General features: G+C 73.7%; 21 protein-coding genes. 11 read left to right on the plus strand and 10 right to left on the minus strand.

Annotated elements, in window-relative coordinates; translation table 11 throughout:
- Positions 1–18 precede the first annotated feature (18 nt).
- On the plus strand, positions 19–2574 hold the full coding sequence (locus ABZW14_RS12490; protein ID WP_355344171.1) for a GNAT family N-acetyltransferase: 2556 nt from the start codon (positions 19–21) through the stop codon (positions 2572–2574).
- 72 nt (positions 2575–2646) lie between these two features.
- On the opposite strand, the gene sigB is transcribed toward ABZW14_RS12490, so the two are convergent.
- Positions 2647–3633, minus strand: coding sequence for an RNA polymerase sigma factor SigB (sigB, locus tag ABZW14_RS12495; protein WP_355344174.1), 987 nt, complete (start codon positions 3631–3633; stop codon positions 2647–2649).
- Between the two features lie 227 nt (positions 3634–3860).
- Here sigB and ABZW14_RS12500 point away from each other — a divergent pair, with 227 nt between their 5' ends.
- Positions 3861–4649, plus strand: coding sequence for a sporulation protein (locus tag ABZW14_RS12500; RefSeq protein ID WP_355344518.1), 789 nt, complete (start codon positions 3861–3863; stop codon positions 4647–4649).
- Positions 4650–4657: 8 nt separating this feature from the next.
- Here ABZW14_RS12500 and dtd read toward each other — a convergent pair whose 3' ends face one another.
- Together dtd and ABZW14_RS12510 are read right to left on the minus strand one after the other, a co-directional pair.
- Entirely contained in the window at positions 4658–5080 is a 423-nt protein-coding gene (gene dtd / locus ABZW14_RS12505; protein WP_355344177.1) for a D-aminoacyl-tRNA deacylase, read from the minus strand.
- A complete protein-coding gene (locus tag ABZW14_RS12510) occupies positions 5080–6564 on the minus strand; it encodes a methyltransferase (RefSeq protein ID WP_355344180.1) in 1485 nt (494 codons plus the stop codon). The genes dtd and ABZW14_RS12510 overlap by 1 nt, the downstream gene beginning before the upstream one ends.
- 185 nt (positions 6565–6749) lie before the next feature.
- Between ABZW14_RS12510 and ABZW14_RS12515 the strand changes: the two genes are divergently transcribed.
- The 4 genes from ABZW14_RS12515 (at position 6750) to ABZW14_RS12530 (ending at position 11225) form a co-directional block, all read left to right on the plus strand.
- Positions 6750–7973, plus strand: coding sequence for a S8 family peptidase (locus tag ABZW14_RS12515; protein WP_355344183.1), 1224 nt, complete (start codon positions 6750–6752; stop codon positions 7971–7973).
- 104 nt (positions 7974–8077) lie between these two features.
- Positions 8078–8662: an HhH-GPD-type base excision DNA repair protein gene (locus tag ABZW14_RS12520; RefSeq protein ID WP_355344186.1), complete on the plus strand. Its 585-nt coding sequence runs from the start codon at positions 8078–8080 to the stop codon at positions 8660–8662.
- A 56-nt stretch (positions 8663–8718) separates the two neighbouring features.
- Positions 8719–9918, plus strand: a complete 1200-nt coding sequence (locus ABZW14_RS12525; RefSeq protein WP_355344189.1) for a low temperature requirement protein A — start codon at positions 8719–8721, stop codon at positions 9916–9918.
- A 74-nt stretch (positions 9919–9992) separates the two neighbouring features.
- Entirely contained in the window at positions 9993–11225 is a 1233-nt protein-coding gene (locus ABZW14_RS12530; RefSeq protein ID WP_355344191.1) for a low temperature requirement protein A, read from the plus strand.
- Between the two features lie 4 nt (positions 11226–11229).
- Here ABZW14_RS12530 and ABZW14_RS12535 read toward each other — a convergent pair whose 3' ends face one another.
- The gene (locus ABZW14_RS12535; RefSeq protein ID WP_355344194.1) at positions 11230–11541 is read right to left on the minus strand and encodes a hypothetical protein; all 312 of its coding nucleotides are present in this window, start codon (positions 11539–11541) and stop codon (positions 11230–11232) included.
- Positions 11531–11842: a hypothetical protein gene (locus ABZW14_RS12540; protein WP_244282502.1), complete on the minus strand. Its 312-nt coding sequence runs from the start codon at positions 11840–11842 to the stop codon at positions 11531–11533. Before ABZW14_RS12540 ends, ABZW14_RS12535 begins: the two co-directional genes overlap by 11 nt.
- 106 nt (positions 11843–11948) lie before the next feature.
- Between ABZW14_RS12540 and ABZW14_RS12545 the strand changes: the two genes are divergently transcribed.
- Positions 11949–12305, plus strand: a complete 357-nt coding sequence (locus tag ABZW14_RS12545) for a DUF3099 domain-containing protein (protein ID WP_355344196.1) — start codon at positions 11949–11951, stop codon at positions 12303–12305.
- 34 nt (positions 12306–12339) lie between these two features.
- On the opposite strand, the gene ABZW14_RS12550 is transcribed toward ABZW14_RS12545, so the two are convergent.
- Together ABZW14_RS12550 and ABZW14_RS12555 are read right to left on the minus strand one after the other, a co-directional pair.
- Positions 12340–13236 (minus strand): sugar kinase, encoded by an 897-nt coding sequence (locus ABZW14_RS12550; RefSeq protein WP_355344198.1) that lies wholly within the window; start codon positions 13234–13236, stop codon positions 12340–12342.
- Positions 13233–14168, minus strand: a complete 936-nt coding sequence (locus ABZW14_RS12555; RefSeq protein ID WP_355344201.1) for a pseudouridine-5'-phosphate glycosidase — start codon at positions 14166–14168, stop codon at positions 13233–13235. Before ABZW14_RS12555 ends, ABZW14_RS12550 begins: the two co-directional genes overlap by 4 nt.
- Before the next feature lie 88 nt (positions 14169–14256).
- Between ABZW14_RS12555 and ABZW14_RS12560 the strand changes: the two genes are divergently transcribed.
- The 3 genes from ABZW14_RS12560 (at position 14257) to ABZW14_RS12570 (ending at position 17086) form a co-directional block, all read left to right on the plus strand.
- Positions 14257–14475: a DUF3039 domain-containing protein gene (locus ABZW14_RS12560; protein ID WP_030502976.1), complete on the plus strand. Its 219-nt coding sequence runs from the start codon at positions 14257–14259 to the stop codon at positions 14473–14475.
- Between the two features lie 40 nt (positions 14476–14515).
- Positions 14516–15166, plus strand: coding sequence for a TRIC cation channel family protein (locus ABZW14_RS12565; protein WP_355344204.1), 651 nt, complete (start codon positions 14516–14518; stop codon positions 15164–15166).
- A gap of 180 nt (positions 15167–15346) precedes the next feature.
- A complete protein-coding gene (locus tag ABZW14_RS12570) occupies positions 15347–17086 on the plus strand; it encodes a DEAD/DEAH box helicase (protein WP_355344207.1) in 1740 nt (579 codons plus the stop codon).
- 140 nt (positions 17087–17226) lie between these two features.
- Here the strand turns inward: ABZW14_RS12570 and ABZW14_RS12575 are convergent, their stop codons facing one another.
- Positions 17227–17460, minus strand: a complete 234-nt coding sequence (locus ABZW14_RS12575; protein WP_013284786.1) for a hypothetical protein — start codon at positions 17458–17460, stop codon at positions 17227–17229.
- 245 nt (positions 17461–17705) lie between these two features.
- Positions 17706–19316 (minus strand): RNA polymerase sigma factor, encoded by a 1611-nt coding sequence (locus ABZW14_RS12580; RefSeq protein WP_091269377.1) that lies wholly within the window; start codon positions 19314–19316, stop codon positions 17706–17708.
- Positions 19317–19602: 286 nt separating this feature from the next.
- Between ABZW14_RS12580 and ABZW14_RS12585 the strand changes: the two genes are divergently transcribed.
- Positions 19603–20424, plus strand: coding sequence for an inositol monophosphatase family protein (locus tag ABZW14_RS12585; RefSeq protein ID WP_355344211.1), 822 nt, complete (start codon positions 19603–19605; stop codon positions 20422–20424).
- Positions 20425–20494: 70 nt separating this feature from the next.
- On the opposite strand, the gene ABZW14_RS12590 is transcribed toward ABZW14_RS12585, so the two are convergent.
- Positions 20495–21007 carry a LytR C-terminal domain-containing protein gene (locus ABZW14_RS12590; protein ID WP_355344521.1) on the minus strand — a complete coding sequence of 171 codons (513 nt, stop codon included), beginning with the start codon at positions 21005–21007 and terminating at the stop codon, positions 20495–20497.
- Positions 21008–21213: the final 206 nt, after the last annotated feature.

The following is a 21213-nucleotide window of genomic DNA, read 5'->3' on the forward strand; positions in this document are numbered from 1 at the left end:
GTGGGGGAGGACCGACCGGTGACCACCGTCGAGCAACCGGTGGACGTGCTGCTCAGCGACGGCACGACCGTCCAGCTGCGGCAGATCCGCCCGGACGACGCCACGGCGATCGTGGCCATGCACGCGCGCTTCTCCGAGCGCACCCGCTACCTGCGCTACTTCTCGCCGTACCCGCGCATCCCGGAGCGGGACCTCCAGCGGTTCGTCACCGTCGACCACCGCGACCGGGAGGCGTTCGTGGTGCTGGCCGGCGACCGGATCGTCGCCGTCGGCCGGTACGAGCGGCTCGGCCCCGGCTCCCCGGAGGCCGAGGTGGCCTTCGTGGTGGAGGACGCGTACCAGGGGCGGGGCATCGGGTCGGTGCTGCTGGAGCACCTGGCCGACGCGGCCCGGCGCTACGGCATCGTGCACTTCGTCGCCGAGGTGCTCCCGGCCAACGGGGCGATGCTGCGCGTCTTCTCCGACTTCGGCTACCAGGTCCAGCGCCAGTACGCCGACGGCGTGGTGCACCTGAACTTCCCGATCGCCCCCACCGAGGCGACCCTGGAGGTGCAGCGCGGCCGGGAGCACCGCACCGAGGCCCGCTCGATCGCCCGGCTGCTCGCCCCGCGCGGCATCGCCGTCTACGGCGCCAGCACCACCGGCCAGGGCGTCGGCGCGGCCCTGCTCGGGCACCTGCGCGACGGCGGGTTCACCGGCGCGATCGTCCCGGTGCACCCGACCGCGGCGACCGTGGCGGGGCTGCCCGCGTACCCGTCGGCGGCCGACGCCGGCGCGGCCGTCGACCTGGCCGTGGTGGCCGTCGCCCCGGAGGCGGTGACCGAGGTGGTCGCCGACGCCGCGAAGGCCGGCGCGCACGGGCTGGTGGTGATCTCCGCCGGGTTCGCCGAGTCCGGCCCGGCCGGGGCGGCCGCCCAGCGCGCCCTGGTCCGCGCCGCCCACCTGGCCGGCATGCGGGTGGTCGGCCCGAACTGCCTGGGCGTGGCCAACACCGACCCCGGCGTACGCCTCAACGCCACCCTCGCCCCGGTGCTGCCCGCCCCCGGCCGGGTGGGCGTCTTCAGCCAGTCCGGCGCGTTCGGTGTGGCCCTGCTGGCCGAGGCGTCCCGGCGCGGGCTCGGCCTGTCCAGCTTCGTCTCGGCCGGCAACCGCGCCGACGTCTCCGGCAACGACCTGCTCCAGTACTGGCAGGACGACCCCGGCACCGACGTCATCACGCTCTACCTGGAGACGTTCGGCAACCCGCGCAAGTTCGCCCGGCTGGCCCGGCGGATCGGCCGGAGCAAGCCGGTGGTGGCGCTCGCCTCGCTGGCCCGCCCGCCGGGTGTCGGCGACGCGCCGGCCCTGGACGCCGCCGCGGTCAGCGCGCTGTTCGCCCAGTCCGGGGTGATCCGGGTGGACACCGTCGCGGAACTGCTCGACGTCGGCGTGCTCCTGGCCCACCAGCCGCTGCCGGCCGGCCGCCGGGTCGCCGTGGTCGGCAACTCCTCGGCGCTGACCGGGCTGGCCGCCACCGCCTGCGCCGCCCAGGGCCTCACGGTGGCCGACGGCTACCCGCACGACGTCGGTCCCCGGGCCGCCGCCGCCGCGTACGCCGCCGCGCTCGCCGCCTCCGCCGCCGACGAGCGGGTGGACGCCGTGGTGGCGGTCTTCGCCCCGCCGCTGCCCGGCCAGCTCACCGACCCGGAGGCCGACTTCACGGCCGCCCTGCCCGACGCGCGCACCACCGGCAAGCCCGTGGTGGCCACCTTCCTCGCCGGCCGGGTGCCCGCCGGGGTGCCCGCGTACCCGAGCGTGGAGGAGGCCGTCCGGGCCCTGGCCCGGGTCACCACGTACGCCGACTGGCTGCGCCGGCCGCCCGGCGTGCTGCCCGAGCTGGAGCGGGTGGACCAGGTGGCCGGGCAGGCCGCGCTGCGGTCCGACGGCACCGACCCGGCGGGGCTGCTGCGGTCGTACGGGATCGACGTGGTGGAGTCGGCGCCGGCCTACTCGGCCGACGAGGCGGTGGCGGCGGGCGAGCGGCTCGGCTGGCCCGTCGCGCTCAAGGCGGCCGCCCCCGGGCTGCGGCACCGGCTCGACCTGGGCGCGGTCCGGCTCGACCTGGCCGACGCCGCCGCGCTGCGCCGCGCGTACGCCGAGATGGCCCCGGTCTTCGGCGCGGACGTGCTGGTCCAGCCGATGGTCCCGCCCGGCGTGGCCTGCGTCGTGGAGCTGGTGGAGGATCCGGCGTTCGGGCCGGTGGTCGGCTTCGGCCTGGGTGGTGTGGCCACCGAACTGCTCGGCGACCGGGCGTGGCGGGCGGTGCCGCTGACCGACCGGGACGCCGCCGAGCTGGTCGACGAGCCCCGCGCCGCGCCGCTGCTGCGCGGCCACCGGGGCGCCGCGCCGGTGGACCGGGCCGCCCTGGTCGACCTGCTGCTGCGGGTCGGGCGGCTCGCCGACGAGCAGCCCCGGGTCCGGTCGCTCACCCTCAACCCGGTGCTGGCCCGGCCGGACGGCATCTCGGTGCTGCACGCCACAGTCCGCACCGGCGCCGAGGCGCCGCGCCCCGACACCGGCCCGCGCCGGCTGTGAGGCTCCCGGAGGCCGCCGCTTCACGCGCGACAGGCCCCGGCGCACCGCCGGGGCCTGTCGGATCGGTCCGGATCAGCAGGCGTACGCCTCCAGCCGGTTGGCCCGCTCCGGGGCGCGCAGCTTGAGCAGCGTCACCTTCTCGATCTGCCGGATCCGCTCCCGGGACAGCCCGAACTCGCGACCCACCTCGTCGAGGGTGCGCTGGCGGCCGTCGTCCAGGCCGAACCGCAGCCGGATCACCGCCTGCTCCCGCTGGGAGAGGGTGGCCAGCACGATGCGGACCTCGTTGCGCAGCTCGCCGTCACCGGCGGCCTCGCCCGGCTCCCCGTTCGGGTCCACGGCGGCGACGAAGTCGCCCAGCGCGCTCTCGCCGTCCTCGCCGACGGTCTGGTCCAGGCTCACCGGCTCCCGGTCGTACGAGATCAGCTCGATCACCTGGAACTCCGGGATCTCCAGCGCGGTGGCCACCTCGGCCACGGTGGGCTCGCGGCCCAGCGTCACCGACAGCTCGCGGCGGACCCGGACCATCCGGTTGACCTGCTCGACCATGTGCACCGGGATGCGGATGGTGCGGGCCTGGTCGGCCATGGCGCGGGTGATGGCCTGGCGGATCCACCAGGTGGCGTAGGTGGAGAACTTGTAGCCCTTGGTGTAGTCGAACTTCTCGACCGCGCGGATCAGGCCGAGGTTGCCCTCCTGGATGAGGTCGAGGAAGGCCATGCCGCGACCGGTGTAGCGCTTCGCGATGCTCACCACGAGCCGCAGGTTCGCCTCCAGCAGGTGGTCCTTGGCGGCGCGGCCCTCGGCCGCGACCAGCTCCAGGTCGGCGCGCAGCTCGGCGGAGACCGGCGTGCAGGTGGAGAGCTTCTCCTCGGCGAAGAGGCCGGCCTCGATCCGCTTGCTCAGCTCGACCTCCTGCGCCGCGGTGAGCAGCTTGGTGCGGCCGATGCCGTTCAGGTACGCCCGGACCAGGTCCGTGGAGACGCCGCGCTCGTCGGTGGCGTCCAGGTCGGTCAGGGTGACGTCCATGTCCTGGTGCTCGATCATCTGCTGGGCCATCTCGAATTCTCCCCGTGTCCGTCGTGCCGTACCGGTCCCGTCCCGTCCGCTGACGCGGTGGTGCCGGTGAGAAACAGCTTGGCGGGCGGCGCGTGAAACGGGAGTGAGGCGATCGGGGACCCGACAGCAATCCGGGCGGAACGCCGGCTGTGCCTTGCCGGGCCCGGTTACCGTGCCAGCGGCCGGCCAAGCGGGGCCCGGTGACGCACAGGCGATCGGAGGACGTGGTGGTCTTCAAGCGGCTCATGCAGGCGATGGGTGTGGGTGGACCGTCGGTGGAGACGGTGCTGGCCAACCCGAACTGCCGCCCCGGCGGGCAGTTGGAGGGCCGGATCCAGGTGGTCGGCGGGGACCACCCGGTGGATGTGAGCTACGTCGCGCTCGGCCTGGTCACCCGGGTCGAGGTGGAGAGCGGCGACTCGGAGTACGACACCACGCAGGAGTTCGGCCGCGCCCAGGTGACCGGCGCGTTCCGGCTGGACCCGGGGCAGCGGTACGACGTGCCGTTCCGCTTCCAGGTGCCCTGGGAGACCCCGCTCACCGACCTGTACGGCCAGCACCTGCACGGGATGACCATGGGGCTGCGTACCGAGCTGGAGGTGGCCCGGGCGGTCGACAAGGGCGACCTGGACGCGGTGGCGGTGCACCCGCTGCCCGCCCAGGAACGGCTGCTGGAGGCGTTGCTGCGGCTGGGCTTCCGGTTCGCCCGGGCCGACGTCGAGCGCGGCCACATCTACGGCCTGCGGCAGAGCCTGCCGTTCTACCAGGAGATCGAGTTCCACCCGGCGCCCCAGTACGCGCGGGCCATGAACCAGCTCGAACTGACCTTCGTCACCGACCCGCACCAGATGCACGTGGTGCTGGAGCTGGACAAGCGCGGCGGCCTGTTCACGGAGGGGCACGACGCGTTCGGCCGCTTCACGGTCGACCACGCGACGGCCGACCGCACCGACTGGGCCGCCCAGCTCGACGGCTGGCTGCGCCAGTCGCTGTCCCGCCGCGGTCTCTTCTTCTGACCGCCGGCTCAGAGGTCCAGGAGGAGGGTTCGGGGACCGACGTTGACGCTCTCCACGAGCATGTGGGTGCGGAAGCGGCCGGTCTCCACCTTGGCGCCCCGGGCACGGAGAGCCTCCACCACCGCTGCCACCAGCGGTTCGGCCACCTCGGCCGGGGCGGCGGCGGTCCAGCTCGGGCGCCGGCCCTTGCGGGCGTCGCCGTAGAGGGTGAACTGGCTGACCACCAGGACCGGTGCGCCGGTGTCGGCGGCGCTGCGCTCGTCGTCCAGGATGCGCAGTTCGTGGATCTTGCGGGCCATGGTGGCCGCCACCTCCGGGGTGTCGGTGTGGGTCACGCCGAGCAGCACCAGCAGCCCGTCGTCGATCGCACCGACCACCTCGCCGTCGACCGTCACGGTCGCCCGGCCCACCGTCTGCACCACCGCGCGCATCAGTCCGCCACCGGTTCGACGAGGCCCCGCTCGACGAGGTGCGCCACGATGGGCCCCGCCGCCTCGGCCAGCTCGTCCGGCGCGACGTCGTGCGCGGCGGCGAGCAGGGCGAGCTGGTCGCGCAGCGGCAGCCGGCCGTCCGCGCCGCCGACTAGGGCGAGCACCAGCGGGTCGATCTCCTCGGACCAGCGCAGCCCGTGCGGCATGGCGAGGACCTGCCGGTCCACGGCCCAGCCGTCCTCGCCCATCGTGGCCTCCTGGCGCAGCTGGAGCCCGTCGGCGGCCCGGTAGCGGGCGGCGAGCAGCCCGTCGGTGTCCCGGGCGCGCAGCCAGTCCTGCCGGTCGAACCACTCGCCGACCCGGTCGCCCAGCGGCGGCTCGACCCGCTGGCGCAGGTCCTCCACCCGGACGACCGGCTCGTCGTGGCCGGCCCGGCGCAGCGAGACGATGCCGAACCCGATGGCCTCCACCTTGTGCGCGTCGAACCAGTCCAGCCAGGCCGCCATGCGCTGCGGGTCGGCCGTCTCGCCGACGTCGGTGAGCCAGAGGTTGACGTACGCCATGGGGTCGGCCACCTCGCGCTGGATGACCCAGGCGTCCAGCCCGGTGCCGGCGAACCAGCCGGTCACCCGCTCGGCCCAGTCCTCGCCGGTGACGTGCACCCAGTTGGCCAGGTACTGCATCGTCCCGCCCTCGGTGAGCAGGTGCGGGGCGGCGGCGGCCAGTTCGGCGCCGATCGCGTCGCCGACCCGGCCGGAGTCCCGGTAGACGTGCGTGGTGGTGCCGGGACCGACCACGAACGGCGGGTTGCTGACCACGAGGTCGAACCGGCGGCCGGCCACCGGGGCGACCAGGTCGCCGCGGAGCAGCTCCCAGTCCTGCCCGTTGAGGGCGGCGGTGGTGGCGGCGAAGCGCAGCGCCCGCTCGGAGACGTCGGTGGCGGTGACCCGGCGGGCGTGGGTGGACAGGTGCAGGGCCTGGACGCCCGAGCCGGTGCCCAGGTCGAGCGCGGTCTCCACCGGCCGGCGCACGGTCGCGCCGATCAGCGTCTGGGTGGCGCCGCCGATGCCCAGCACGTGCTCGGCGTGCAGCGGGCGGCCGGGCCGGGCGCTGGCCGGCACGTCGGCGAGCACGAACCAGTCGTCCCCGTACGGCTCCAGGTCGACCCCGGCGCGCAGCCCGTCACCGTGCCGCTCGACCAGGCCCCCGGCGAGGGCCTCCTCGACGGTCAGCGGGGCGAGCGCGGCGGCCACCGCCGGCTCGGGCTCGGTCTGGTCGCAGATGTAGACCCGGATCAGCGTGGCGAGCGGATCGCGGTCCTCGGTGGCGCGCAGCGCGGCGCGGAAGTCGTTGAGGGCCACCGCGCCGGTGGCCTGCGGTCCGAGCCGGCCGGCGATCCCGTTGGCGGTGAAGCCGGCCCGCGTCAGGGCGGTGCGCAGCGCGTCGACCCCGGCGGGGGAGAGCAGCATGTCGTGACGGTCCACGTCGTCATCCTGCCTCCCCGTGGCGCTCGCCCGGCCGGCACCCGGCAGATCCATACCACCAGCTGAGGGTATCGGCCGTTATCTCTTTCACGTTCTTCGATGTGTGGCTAGCATCTGCCCCAACATCCGCCGATGGGCGTCCCCGGTGACCGAGAGCCCGGGCGCGCCCGGTAGGGAGCCAGACGATGTCCGACGTGTCCGTTCCCCGGCGGCGCGCGCTGCGCGCGCTCGCCGTCACGGCCGCCGCCGCGGCCCTCGCCGCCGCCGCCTCCACCCCCGCCCTCGCCGCACCGACCGGCGACGTCCGCTACGCCTCCGCCCCCGACGCCATCAGCGGCAGCTACCTCGTGGTGCTGAAGAGCGACGCCGTCGGCGCCGCGAACAGCCTCGCCGCCCGGACCGCGGTGCCGGACCGGGCCGCCGGCCTGGCCAAGCGCTACGGCGGCAGCGTCGGCACGGTGTGGAGCGCCGCCCTCACCGGCTACAGCGCGAAGCTGAGCCCCGCCCAGGCCCGCCGGCTGGCCGCCGACCCGGCCGTCGCGTACGTCGAGCAGGACCGGGTGGTCACCAGCCAGGCCACACAGACCAACCCGCCGTCCTGGGGCCTGGACCGGATCGACCAGCGCAACCTGCCGCTGAACGCCAGCTACACCTACCCGAACACGGCCTCGAACGTGCGGGCGTACATCATCGACACCGGCATCCGGACCACCCACACCGACTTCGGTGGCCGGGCCACCTGGGGCACCAACACCGTCGACACCAACAACACCGACTGCAACGGCCACGGCACCCACGTGGCCGGCACCGTCGGCGGCGCCACCTACGGCGTGGCCAAGGGCGTCCGCCTGGTCGCCGTGAAGGTGCTCAACTGCAGCGGCAGCGGCAGCACCACCGGCGTGGTGAGCGGCATCAACTGGGTCACCTCGAACGCCGTGAAGCCGGCCGTGGCCAACATGAGCCTCGGCGGCGGCGCCAGCAGCTCGATCGACAACGCGGTGACCAACTCGGTCAACTCCGGCGTCACGTACGCGGTCGCGGCCGGCAACTCCAGCGCCAACGCCTGCAACTACTCGCCGGCCCGGGCCGCCGCCGCGATCACCGTCGGCTCCACCACGAGCACCGACGCGCGCTCGTCCTTCTCCAACTACGGCTCCTGCGTGGACATCTTCGCCCCCGGGTCGAGCATCGTCTCGGCGTACCGGACCAGCGACACCGCCAGCAGCACGCTGAGCGGCACCTCGATGGCCTCGCCGCACGTGGCCGGCGCGGCGGCGCTGGTGCTCGGCGCCAACCCGTCGTACACCCCGGCGCAGGTGACCAGCTACCTGACCACCAACGCCACCACCGGCAAGGTGACCAACCCCGGCTCCGGCTCGCCGAACCGGCTGCTCTTCGTCGTCAACTGACGATCCGCGGCCACGCGGCCCGGTGGACCCCCACCCCTGTCCACCGGGCCGTGCCGCGCCCGCAGCGGGGAGTCGGCGTGGCCGGCGGCGGCGAAGGGGGCAGGATGACGGGCATGACGCTCTCGCTGCCCATCGATCCCCAGGCCAACGAGCTGCTGGCGCGCAGCCCGCTGGCGCTGCTCCTCGGCATGGTGCTGGACCAGCAGGTGCCGATGGAGAAGGCGTTCTCCTCCCCGTACGTGCTGGCCCAGCGGCTCGGCCACGAGCCGGACGCCAGGGAACTGGCCGAATACTCCCCGGAGGCCCTGGTCGAGCTGTTCGCCACGCCGCCGGCCCTGCACCGGTTCCCGAAGGCCATGGCCGCCCGGGTGCAGGAGGTCTGCCGGGCCCTGGTCGAGCGCTACGACGGCGACCCGGCCCGGCTCTGGTCCGAGGCGGACGACGGCCCGGACCTGCTGCGCCGGGTCGGCGAGCTGCCCGGCTTCGGCCGGCAGAAGGCGCAGATCTTCGTGGCCCTGCTCGGCAAGCGGTTCGGCATCGCCCCGGACGGCTGGCGCGAGGCGGCCGGCGGCTACGGCGACGCGGACGCGTACCGGTCGGTGGCCGACGTGACGGATCCCGAGTCGCTGCGCCGGGTCCGCGAGTACAAGCAGCGGATGAAGGCGGAGGCGAAGGCCGCCAAGGGCTGACGCAACCCGCGCCCACCCTGGCTCGTTGTCGTCACGGCGGCGACGACGGGCGGGTGATGACGGACGAGCGGGGGGCGGAACTCCTGCGTGGCGGCGGGGGCAGCCACCGCGCGACCTTCCTGGAGCTCTTCCTCGACGTCGTCTTCGTCTTCGCCTTCACCCGGGTCTCGCAGCGCCTGGTCACCGACGTGGCGGCGGGCGGCGCGCGCCTCGCGCTGGAACTGGCACAGACGCTTTTCCTGCTGCTCGCGCTATGGATGGTCTGGTCGCTGACCGCCTGGGCCACCAGCCACTACGACCCCGAGCAACCGCCCATCCAGGCGGTGATGATCGGGTCGATGTTCGGCAGCCTGGTGATGGCGGTCTCGGTGCCGGACGCGTACGGCGCGCACGGGTTGAGCTTCGCCGCCGGGTACGTCTCCATCCAGCTGGGCCGCTCGATCTACCTGACGGTGGCGCTGCGCCGGCACTTCCAGCGGCACCTGTCCAGCCGGATCGTGGCCTGGTCGGCCGTCTCGGCCGTGCCCTGGCTCGTCGGTGGCCTGCTCGGGGAGGACCTGCGGCTGCTCTGCTGGGGGGTGGCCCTGCTGATCGACTACGTGGGGGTGGTCATCGGCTGGCCGGTGCCCCGGCTGGGCCGGGCGTCGGCCACGGCGTGGACGGTGACCGGCGAGCACCTGGCCGAGCGGTACCAGCAGTTCACCATCATCGCCCTCGGCGAGATGATCTTCGTGGCCGGCGTCGGGTTCAGCGGCAGCCAGTTCACCGTGCTGCGCTGGATCGCCCTCGTGGACGCCTTCGCCACCACCGTGCTGCTCTGGCGGATCTACTTCCACCGGGCCGGCTCCGTGCTGGTCGAGGCGGTGGCCGAGGCCCGGCAGCCGGCCCGGCTCGGCCAGTCGGCCACCTGGACCCACCTGACGATGATCGCCGGCATCGTCACCGCGGCGGTCGGCTACGAGGTGGCCATCGCCGAGCCCTCGGGCCACGCCGACGTGGTCCGGGTGGCGGCCATCGTCGGGGGCCCGGCGCTCTTCGTGGTCGGCCGGGCCCGCTTCGAGTACGAGGTGTTCGGCCGGATCTCCTGGTCCCGCGTGATCGGCCTGCTGCTCCTGGTGCTCGGCGTGCCGCTGCTGGGCCGGCTGCCCCTGCTCGGCATCGCGGCCGGCGTCACGGCGGTGCTGACCGGGATGGCCGTCGCCGACGCGCTGCGGGCGCGGGGCCGCCCGCCGGAACACCCGGCCTCGCCCATGTGAGCCGGTGGCCGGGACACGCAACCCGTGCGGCGGCCCGGTCGTTGGGAGCCAGGACGGCGGACGGGGGTGACACGGTGGACGAACGCGGCGCGGCGCTGCTGCGCCCGCCGGGAAGCGCCGCGCGTGCCACCTTCCTGGAACTCTTCTTCGACCTGGTCTTCGTCTTCGCGCTGACCCGGGTCTCCCAGCGGCTGATCAACAACCTCCCCGCCACCGGGTGGACGCTGGCCGCCGCGATCGGCCGTACCGTGCTGCTCTTTCTGGTGCTGTGGCTGGTCTGGACGATCACCGTCTGGGTCACCAGCCGGTACGAGCCGGAGCAGACGGTCATCCAGGCCGTGGTGGTGGGCACGATGTTCGCCAGTCTGGTGATGGGGGTGGCATTGCCGCGGGCGCTGGAGGAGCGGGCGCTGCCGTTCGCCCTCGCCTACGTGGCGGTGATGTTCGGCCGGCCCCTGGTCATCGCCGCCGCGCTGCACGGCCATCCGCGGCGGCTGGTCCCGCTCCGGCTGGCCGCCTGGGCGGGGGCCACCGCGCCGCTCTGGCTGGTCGGCGCGCTGGGCCCGGACGACCTGCGCCTGCCGCTCTGGGCCTTCGCGCTGACCGTGGACTACGCCGCCCTGTTCACCGGCTGGCCGCTGCCCCGGCTCGGCTCCTCGCCGATCCTCGGCTGGCGGATCGCCGGCGAGCACCTGGCCGAGCGCTACCAGCAGATCTTCCTCATCGCGCTCGGCGAGTCGATCCTGGTCATCGGGGTGACGTACAGCGGCGAGAAGTTCTCCGGCGAGGGCGCCGGCGCCTTCGTGGTCGCCTTCGTCACCACCGCGCTGCTCTGGCGGATCTACTTCCACCGGGCCGGGCGCCTGCTCGGCGAGGCGCTGCGGCTTGCGCGCGCGCCGGGCCGGCTCGGTACCTCGGCCACGGTCACCCACCTGGTCATCGTGCTCGGCGTGCTCACCGCGGCGGTCGGCTACGAGGTGGCCATCGCCGAGCCGTTCCACCGGTCCGACGCGAGCCTGCTGCTGTTCGTGGTGGGTGGACCGCTGCTCTTCCTGGCCGGCCGGGTCCGCTTCGAGTACGAGATCTTCGGCCGGATCTCGCTGCCCCGGGTGCTCGGCGGCGTCGTGCTGCTCCTGCTCCTCCCGCTGCTGGCGCACATGCCCGCCGTGCGGTCCCTGTCCCTGGTGGCCGCCGTGCTGGCCGTGGTGGCGCTGGCGGACGCGCGGCGCAGCCGGGGGCGCCCGCCGGAGATGTCGGCCTCCCCGATCGGGCGCACCGGGCCGGAGGGCGGCGGCTCGGAGACGTGAGGGCTCAGGCGGCGGTGGGGCGGGACAGCGCGGCCAGGGCCCGGCGCACGTCGGCCAGGGAGACCGTGGCCGAGTCGTCGAGATCGGCCAGGCCGGCCTCGATCCACTGGCGCATGAGCGTGGTCACCCCGATGCCGCGCGTCTCGGCGGCCGCCCGGACCCGCTCGTACGTCTCCAGCGGCAGGCGCACCGAGCGGCTGACCATCGGCACGTCCGTGTCGGGGGTGGGCAGTTCGGCGGGCTGGGTCTCGTCGATCAGGTCGGCGAGCGCGTCGCCGCCGTCGTGGAACCGCTTGGTCGCCTCGTTACGGTGCATCGTGACCGCCTCCTCGTCGGCGTGACCTCCGCACCGCGTCGTCGTAGCGCTTGGCCTCGACGTCGCTCAGTTCGCGGGCGGAGAGGATGTCCCAGTCGTTGTCGGTGCCGTCGGCCTCGGCCAGCAGCACCGCGAGGCGTCGCCCGCGGTGGTCGGTCGCGTAGACCACCATGACGTCGTCCCCGAGGTGCCGGATGACCCGCCGCGTGCTGTGCAGGGCTTCCCAGACTTCCCCGGGCGTGACGTCGTAGACCCGCAGGTTGGCCAACGCCTCGTCGGTGAAGCTGAACCGGTTGCCCACGGGCGGAGCGTACCACGCGCGTAACACGGAGCGCCTTGTCACGATTTTCGCCGATCAACCGTCGGGGGTGACAGGATGAGTCGTAATCCCCTCGAGGAGGTCCGTGGTGAAGCGTCAGGCGTATCAGCCGATCCTGATCACCGACGCCTCGCGCAGCCAGGACGACCAGCTCACCAGCCGGCAGAAGCGCTACGTGCTGATGATGGGAATCCGGGTCGCGTGCCTGGTGATCGGTGCGGTCCTGGTCGGCGTCAAGGCGCCGCTGCTCTGGGTGTGGCTGCCGCTCTGCGGCCTCGGGATGGCGCTCATCCCGTGGCTGGCCGTGCTGCTGGCCAACGACCGCCCGCCCAAGGAGGAGCACCGCCTGGCCGGGAAGTTCCAGCCCCGGAACCGCGACGAGACCCCGCCCATGGCGCTGCCCGCCGAGGAACGCCCGCACAAAATCATCGACGCCGAGCCCTGACCGGCCCGGGCGGTGGCCCGGACCGGTCCGGCCGTCAGGGCTGGGGGCGGGCGCCCACGGTGGTCACCGCGAGGGCGCCCAGGTCGCCGGCGCGGGACAGGGCCGTGCGGGGGTCGGCGCCGGCCAGCCAGGCGGTGAGCAGGCCGGCGGCGAAGGCGTCGCCCGCCCCGGTCACGTCCACCACGGCCACGCCGGGCGCCGGGGCCGTCTCGACCAGCCCGGTCCGGTCCACCCAGACCGCGCCGGCCGCGCCCCGCTTCACGACCACCCGCCGGGCCACCGAGGTCAGCGCCCGGGCCTGCGCCGCGGGGTCCAGCCCGCCGGCCAGCACCGTCGCCTCGTCCGTGTTGACCAGCAGCAGGTCGACGTCGCGTACCCAGGTCAGGAAGGCCGCGCCGACCCGCCGCAGCGGGGCCGCGGAGGCCGCGTCGACGCTGGTGGTGAGCCCGCGCTCGCGGGCGGCGGCCAGCGCCCGCAGGCCCGCGCCGCGCGACCCCACGTCCAGCAGGGTGTACGCGGACAGGTGCAGGTGCCCGGCGTCGGGCGCCGCCGCGACGGCCCGGTCCACGTGCCCGATGGTCAGCCGCAGGTTCGCCCCGCGCTGGCTGACCATGGTGCGCTCCCCGTCGTGGGTGAGCACGATGACGGTGCCGGTCGGGTAGCCCTCGTGGCGCTCCACCGTGCAGGTCACCCCGACCCGCTCCAGTTCGGCGACCCGCTCGCGGCCCGTCTCGTCGTCGCCGACCGCGGCGACCAGCGTGACGGCCGCCCCCTGGCCGGCGAGCCAGGCCGCGGTGTTGGCCGCCTGGCCGCCGCCGCTGAACCGGATCCCGGCCGCGGTGTCCGAGCCGGTGGCGAGGGGACCCGACAGCACCGCGAGCACGTCGGTGATGACGTCGCCGACGACGACGATGCGGGGCGGGCGGCTCATGCCGAGGTGGCGGTGCGGCGGGCCGCCTCGGCGACCGCGATCCGCGCCGCCAGGTCGGCGTTGCGCAGGATGATGCGGACGTTCACGGCCAGGCTCGCGCCCTCGGTGGCGGAGTGGAAGTGGGCCAGCAGGAACGGGGTCACCGCCTTGCCGGTCACCCCGTCGCGGGCCAGCATCTCCAGGCCGGCGGCCAGGGTGCGGTCGTGCAGTGCCGGGTCGAGCTGCTCGTCCACCGGCAGCGGGTTCGCCACGATCAGCCCGCCCTGGTGCACGCCCTGCTGCCGGCGGGCGGCCAGCACGTCCGCCGCCTGCTCCGGCGACTCCACCGACCAGTCCAGGTCGAAGCCGGCGTCGGTCAGGTAGAAGCCGGGGAAGCGGCGGGTGCGGTAGCCCACCACGCTGACCCCGAGCGTCTCCAGGCGTTCCAGGGTGGCGCCCACGTCGAGGATCGACTTCACGCCGGCGCAGACCACCGCGATCGGGGTCCGGGCCAGGGTGACCAGGTCGGCCGACTCGTCGAAGGTCTGTGCCGCCTCCCGGTGCACCCCGCCGAGCCCGCCGGTGGCGAAGACGCCGATCCCGGCCGCCGCGGCCACCGCGCTGGTCGCCGCCACCGTGGTGGCGCCGTCCGCGCCGGTCGCCGCCGCCACGGCGAGGTCGCGTACGGAGAGCTTGCTCACCCCGTCGACCGTGGCGAGCCGGGTGAGCTGGGCGTCGTCCAGCCCCACGATCAGCTCACCGGCGACCATGCCGATGGTGGCCGGTACCGCCCCGGCGTCCCGGACCGCCTGCTCGATCTGTCGCGCGACGTGAAGATTGTCCGGTCGGGGCAGACCGTGCGAGACGATGGTGCTCTCCAGGGCGACGACCGGACGCCCGTCGCGCAGGGCGTCGGCCACCTCGGTGCCGAGACTGATGTGAAAGTTGGTCACTTCGGCTACGGTACGGGCCGCCTCCGGCGCGGCCCCAGGTGGACCGGGCCGGATCGACCTGCAAAACTGGACCGTTGGAGGTGTAGTCGTGAGTACAGAGGTTCTCGAGCGTCCCGAGCTGAAGGACGCCGACACCGGCCCGGAGATGTTCCACTACGTCCGCAAGGAGAAGATCGCGGAGAGCGCCGTCATGGGCACCTTCGTCGTGGCGCTCTGCGGCGAGACCTTTCCGGTGACCAAGGCGGCTAAGCCGGGTTCCCCGGTCTGCCCCAAGTGCAAGGAGATCTACGACTCGTACGCCGAGTGATCCCGGGCGGCCGTCCGGGCCGCCCGCGTAACCTGCGGCGGTGACCACCTCCACCGCCCTGCTCCTCGCCGACCTCACCGGCGTGGCGGTCTTCGCGGCCTCCGGCGCCTCCGCGGCGGTGGCCAAACGGCTCGACCTGTTCGGCGTGGTCTTCGTCGGCGTCGTCGCCGCCCTCGGCGGCGGGATCTTCCGCGACCTGGTCATCGACGAGGTGCCGCCGCTCGCCTTCGCCGACTGGCGGTACGCGGTCACCGCGGCCGTCACGGCCGCCGCCGTCTTCTGGCTGCATCCCCAGTTCGCCCGGCTGCGCACCACCGTGCTGGTGCTCGACGCGGCCGGTCTCGGCCTGTTCACCGTCACCGGCACGCTCAAGGCGCTCGACGCCCACGTGCCGGCCGTCGGCGCCTGCATGATCGGCATGCTCACGGCGATCGGCGGCGGGCTCGGCCGCGACCTGCTCACCGGCGAGATCCCGGTGGTGCTGCGCCGGGAGATCTACGCCCTGGCCGCGCTGGCCGGGTCGATCGCCGTGGCGCTGCTGTCGGCGTACGGGGCGGCGACCGCGGTGCCGCTGACCGCCGCGGCCGTCCTCGTCTTCGGGCTGCGCCTCGTGGCGCTGCGGCGCCGCTGGTCCGCCCCGGTGCCGTCGCTGCGGCCGCCGCGCACCGGCGCGCGGGGACCGCAGCTCTGAGCCGCCGCGCGGCGGGGTGGGCGGATGTGACCAGCGTGGCGTCGAGTGGGGCGGAAGGCCCCCGCTGGTTATGCTGAGTCGGCCTTCGCGGCACCGGATGCGCGAGGGCGTTTTCATGGGCGGCGGCACCCGTGGCCCTCGGCCGGGGTCCGCCGTCGTGCGGTCGGAGAGGAGCTACGCGTGGCACCGCGGTTGCCGGCGCTCGACACGTTCCCACCCCTGCGTGCCTGGCAACGCAAGGCGATGGTGGAGTACCTGCGCCGCCGCACCGAGGACTTCACGGCGGTCGCCACGCCCGGCGCCGGCAAGACCACCTTCGCCCTGCGGATCGCCGCCGAGCTGCTGAACGACGGCACCGTCGAGGCGGTCACCGTGGTCGCCCCGACCGAGCACCTGAAGACCCAGTGGGCCGAGTCGGCGGCCCGGGTCGGCATCCAGCTCGACGCCGCCTTCCGCAACGCCGACCTGCACTCCGCGGCCGACTTCCACGGCGCCGTCGTCACGTACGCCCAGGTCGGCATGGCGCCTCAGGTGCACCGGCGGCGCACCATGACCCGGCGCACCCTGGTCATCCTCGACGAGATCCATCACGCCGGCGACTCCCGCACCTGGGGCGACGGCGTCAAGGCGGCCTTCGAACCCGCGGTACGCCGGCTGATGCTCACCGGCACGCCGTTCCGCTCCGACGACAACCCGATCCCGTTCGTCAGCTACGAGCGGGGCGCGGACGGGCTGCTCCGCTCCCGCGCCGACTCGGTCTACGGCTACTCCGACGCGCTGCGCGAGAGCGTGGTCCGGCCGGTGCTGTTCCTGGCGTACTCGGGGGAGACCCGGTGGCGCACCAACGCGGGTGAGGAGCTGGCCGCCCGGCTCGGCGAGCCCATGACGCAGGACCTCATCGCGCAGGCCTGGCGTACCGCGCTGGACCCGGCCGGCGACTGGATGCCGCAGGTGCTGCGGGCCGCCGACGCCCGGCTGACCGTGTTGCGCACCAACGGCATGCCCGACGCCGGCGGTCTGGTGATCGCCAGCGACCAGCAGGTGGCCCGCTCGTACGCCAAGCTCCTCGAGCAGGTGACCGGTGAGAAGGCCGCCGTGGTGCTCTCCGACGACCAGGGCGCCTCCGCGCGGATCGCGACGTTCGCGGCCTCCGAACAGCGCTGGCTGGTCGCGGTGCGGATGGTGTCCGAGGGCGTCGACATCCCCCGGCTGGCCGTCGGCGTCTATGCCACCAGCGCCAGCACCCCGCTCTACTTCGCGCAGGCGATCGGCCGGTTCGTCCGGGCCCGCCGGCCCGGTGAGACCGCCTCGGTCTTCCTGCCCAGCGTGCCGCACCTGCTGGGCCTCGCCAGCGAGATGGAGGCCGAGCGGGACCACGTACTCGGCAAGCCGAAGGACTCCGACGGCTTCGACGACGACCTCTTGGAGCGTGCCCAGCGCGACGACCAGGCCAGCGGCGAGCTGGAGAAACGCTTCGCCGCGCTGTCCGCGACCGCCGAGCTGGATCAGGTGATCTTCGACGGCGCCTCGTTCGGCACCGCCGCCCAGGCGGGCACCCCGGAGGAGGAGGAATACCTCGGCCTGCCCGGGCTGCTCACCGCCGACCAGGTCTCGATGCTGCTCACCAAGCGGCAGGCCGAGCAGCTCGCCGCGCAGCGGCGCAGGGCCGCCCAGCGGACCGCTGAGACGGCCCCTGCGGCGCCGTCGGCGGCCCCGCCACCCATGAGCGCCGCCCAGCGCCGGGTGGCCCTCCGGCGGCAGCTGAACGCTCTCGTGGCCGCCCGCCACCACCGCACCGGCCAGCCCCACGGGAAGATCCACGCCGAGCTCCGCCGCCTCTGCGGCGGCCCCCCGAGCGCCCAGGCGACGATCGAACAACTGGAAGAACGCATCGCAACGGTCCAGACCCTGTCTGGTTGATCAAGAGGTCTGCGCCGGGGTCGGGCCCGATTCCGACGCAAACTCCTTGATCAACGCTCCGAGGGGGTATACGCAAAAGCCGGCCGGAGGTCCCCAGGGGACCTCCGGCCGGCTTATGTCGGGTTGCGGATTCCTCGTACTCAGTTCGCCATCAGATCGGCGCCACGCCAGCTGAACTCCGGGTCCGACGCGTAGCGCACGGTGATCTTCACGAGATCCTCCGCGTACTTGTTCGCGTGGTGCCCACAGAACACCAGTTCGCTCCCACCCGCCAGAGTGATCCGGAGCTTGCCGGCAGCATTGCAGCGGTCGCACCGTTCATCGGCGGCCGGGGGGCTCACCGTCTCGGGCGGCGGCGTGAGGGTCGGGGTCATCGCCTTCCTCCTCTGGTCGTCACCGATGAACACTCTCTTCGGTTGCTCACCTATCGTGCAACACCCTTCTCGGGCCCTGCCTTCCCTGTGTGCCCGTCGGGGACGGAGGTCACACCTGGCGTGGAAGACAGTGTGCCGTGCACCAAGGGTGCCACGTCAACGATCACAAACGGGCAACCGTCAGGTCACCGGAGAGTGTTCTACGGCTGGTGATCAAACCGACACGTCTGGTTGACGCGTGGCGGTCAGTCCAGGTAGTCGCGGAGCACCTGCGAACGCGAGGGGTGCCGCAACTTGGACATGGTCTTGGATTCGATCTGCCGGATGCGCTCCCGGGTCACGCCGTACACCTGGCCGATCTCGTCCAGGGTGCGCGGCTGGCCGTCGGTGAGGCCGAAGCGCAGGCGTACCACGCCCGCCTCGCGCTCGGACAGCGTCTGGAGGACCTGCTGGAGCTGGTCCTGCAGCAGCGAGAACGACACCGCGTCGACCGCGACGACGGCCTCGGAGTCCTCGATGAAGTCGCCGAGCTGGCTGTCGCCCTCGTCGCCGATGGTCTGGTCGAGCGAGATGGGCTCCCGGGCGTACTGCTGGATCTCCAGCACCTTCTCCGGTGTGATGTCCATCTCCTTCGCCAGCTCCTCCGGAGTGGGCTCGCGGCCCAGGTCCTGGAGCAGCTCGCGCTGGATCCGGCCGAGCTTGTTGATCACCTCGACCATGTGCACCGGGATGCGGATGGTGCGGGCCTGGTCGGCCATGGCGCGGGTGATGGCCTGGCGGATCCACCAGGTGGCGTAGGTGGAGAACTTGTAGCCCTTGGTGTAGTCGAACTTCTCGACCGCGCGGATCAGGCCGAGGTTGCCCTCCTGGATGAGGTCGAGGAAGGCCATGCCACGGCCGGTGTAGCGCTTGGCCAGCGAGACGACCAGCCGGAGGTTGGCCTCCAGCAGGTGGTTCTTGGCCCGCTCGCCGTCCCGGGAGATCCACAGCAGGTCGCGCTGCATGTCGCGGGTGAGCTTCTCCTCGCCCTCGTCGGCGGCGCGCAGCCGCTCGGCGGCGTAGAGCCCGGCCTCGATCCGCTTGGCGAGCTCGACCTCCTGCTCGGCGTTGAGCAGCGGCACCTTGCCGATCTGCTTCAGGTACGCCCGGACGGAGTCGGCGGAGGCGGTCAGCTCGGCGTCCCGGCGCGCCTGCTTGAGCGCCTCGGACTCCTCGTCGTCCCACTCGAAGTCGTTGTCGGTGGCGGAGCTGGCCGCGTCGGCCTCGGCGGCCTGGGTCAGCTCGGCCGGCTCCTCGACCACCACGTCCTCGATCTCGGCCGCGAGTTCCTCGGGGTCGATCTCGCCCTCGGCGCCCTCGCCCTTCGGGGCGTCCTTGGCCGGCTTCGCCGCCGCCGTCTTGGCGGCCACGGTGGCCTTGGTGGCCCGGGTGGTCTTGGTGGCCTTCGCCGGGGCGGCGGCCTTGGCGGCCACCTCGGCGGTGGTGCCGGCGGCCTTGCGGGCCGTCGCCTTCCGCGGGGCGGGGGCCGGGGCCTCCTCGGCGGCCGGTGCCTGCTTCGGGGCGGGCGCGGCGGCCTTCTTGGTGGTCTTGGCGGTGGTGGCCCGGGAGGCCGGGGTGGCGGACCGGGCGGCGGCGACCCGGCGGCGGGTGCTCGCCGAGCCGTCCACGACCACCGTCACGCCCGCCTCGGAGAGCGCACGGAGGATCTTCTTGGCCTGGGCCGGGGTCACCTCAGCGGACTCGACGGTGCGCGCGAGCTGGGCCGACGTGAGCTGGCCGCCGGCGCTCTGCGCGTGGGCGATCAGGGTGTCGGTGAGCGAGCGAACGTCGGCGCCGGTCTGGCGGGGTTCTGTCACGAATGACCTTCCGGAGGCGAAGAGCGAGCACGGCCGGGTCGTCCGGCGCAGCACGGAACGCCGTGCCGGGCGATGTCGTTGAGGGACCCCCGTGTCCCGGGCCGGCCGGTCGCTGGCGGTCCGTGGCGCGTGGGCAGGGTGAATTGTAACGCCGTCTGCGGCGATCATCCCGCGCCGCACGGTGGACCGGCCGTACGGACCACCGATTAGGCGCAGTTGTGGACTTTGTAAGGATGATACCCGCGCACGAACCGGCCGGTCCGGGTCGTGCGGGAAGGGGACGAACATGATCGCCTCGGCGCCCACGCCGCAGGAACTGCTCACGATCGCCGTCGAGGTCGCACGGGACGCCGCGGCCACCGCGCACCGGATGCGCGCCGAGGGCGTATCGGTCGCCGCGACCAAGAGCACCGTCACCGACGTGGTCACCGCGGCCGACCGGGCGGTGGAACGGCAGGTGCTGGAGGCGCTGCGCACCCGGCGCCCGGGCGACGCGGTGCTCGGCGAGGAGTACGGGGCGGGGGAGACCGGCCCGGCCGCCGAGGACGGGGTGCGCTGGATCGTCGACCCGATCGACGGCACCGTCAACTATCTCTACGGGCTGCCCTACTGCGCGGTCTCCCTGGCCGCCGAGGTGGCCGGTGAGGTCGTCGCCGGGGTGGTCCGCAACGTGGTCACCGGCGAGGAGTGGACCGCCACCGCGGGCGGCGGCGCCTGGCGGGACGGGCAGCGGCTGCGCTGCTCCGCCGAGACCGACCTCGGGCAGGCGCTGGTCGCCACCGGGTTCGGCTACGACGCCGGGCGCCGGGCGCACCAGGCCCGGGTGGTCGCCGAGCTGATCCCGCAGGTGCGGGACATCCGCCGGATGGGGGCCGCGGCGCTCGACCTCTGCCTGGCGGCGGAGGGCCGGGTGGACGCCTACTACGAGAAGGGGCTGGCCGCCTGGGACCTCGCCGCGGGCGGGCTGGTCGCGCGGGAGGCCGGGCTGCTGGTGACCGGCCTGTCCGGCGAGCCGGCCGGCCCGGACCTGGTGCTCGCCGCGCCGCCCGCCCTGCACGAGCCGCTGCACACCCGGCTCGCCGCCCTGGACGCCTCCGGCGGCCCGTGACCGGTTCGGCCCGTGCGGACGAAAAAGAGTGGCCGCCCCGCCGGGGCGACCACTCTTCTCGGATGACGGGTTACTTGACCGGGCCGGGGCAGGTGCCGGCCGGCGCCTGCGGCGAGCCGAGGTCGCCCAGGGACTGGTTGACCTCGGTGGTGGTGGCCAACTGCTGGAAACCGTTGCCGAGGATCACGTCGACCGTGTCGTCCTTGCGCTTCAGGTCCGGTTCCAGCTTGGCGTTGTTGAGGAAGTAGGCCCGCAGCAGGTGCGCCGAGCCGACGCCCTTGGGGCCGAAGCGCAGCACCGCCACGTCGTCCACGGCCTTGGGGGCGTTGCCCTCCTTCTTGACCTGGAACTTGCGGTTGCGGAAGTCGTCGGCGACGCTGCCGGCCAGCCCGACCTCGTCGGTGCCGTTGTAAACGTTGATCTTGACGTCCTTCTGCTCGCGTAGGCGCACGTCGGCGATCGGCCAGCCCTCGGGGCAGTTCTCGGCGGTGCCCGCCTTGCTCTGGGTGTCGCGTACCACCGCGATCACGACGAAGGTCAGGGCGATGACCGCCAGCAGTCCGACGACAACGAGTGCCCGCACTCGCGCAAAACTCATTCTGGGCGCTCCCCGGGCGGTGTTTGGGTGGCGGCGACCGCCGGCGGTCGGTCCGCCCCGCCGGCCGTCGAGTACGCCGCTGAGGTTAACGCTTGTCCGGCTGTCGCGTGGAAACAGTCCGACATACCGGCGCGCCACCGGGGGAACGGGTACTACTACCCCTATCTTCGTGTCGCCTGAGTCACATTGGG

Origin of the sequence: Micromonospora sp. NPDC004551 (assembly GCF_040609975.1) — a bacterium.
GTDB lineage: Bacteria > Actinomycetota > Actinomycetes > Mycobacteriales > Micromonosporaceae > Micromonospora.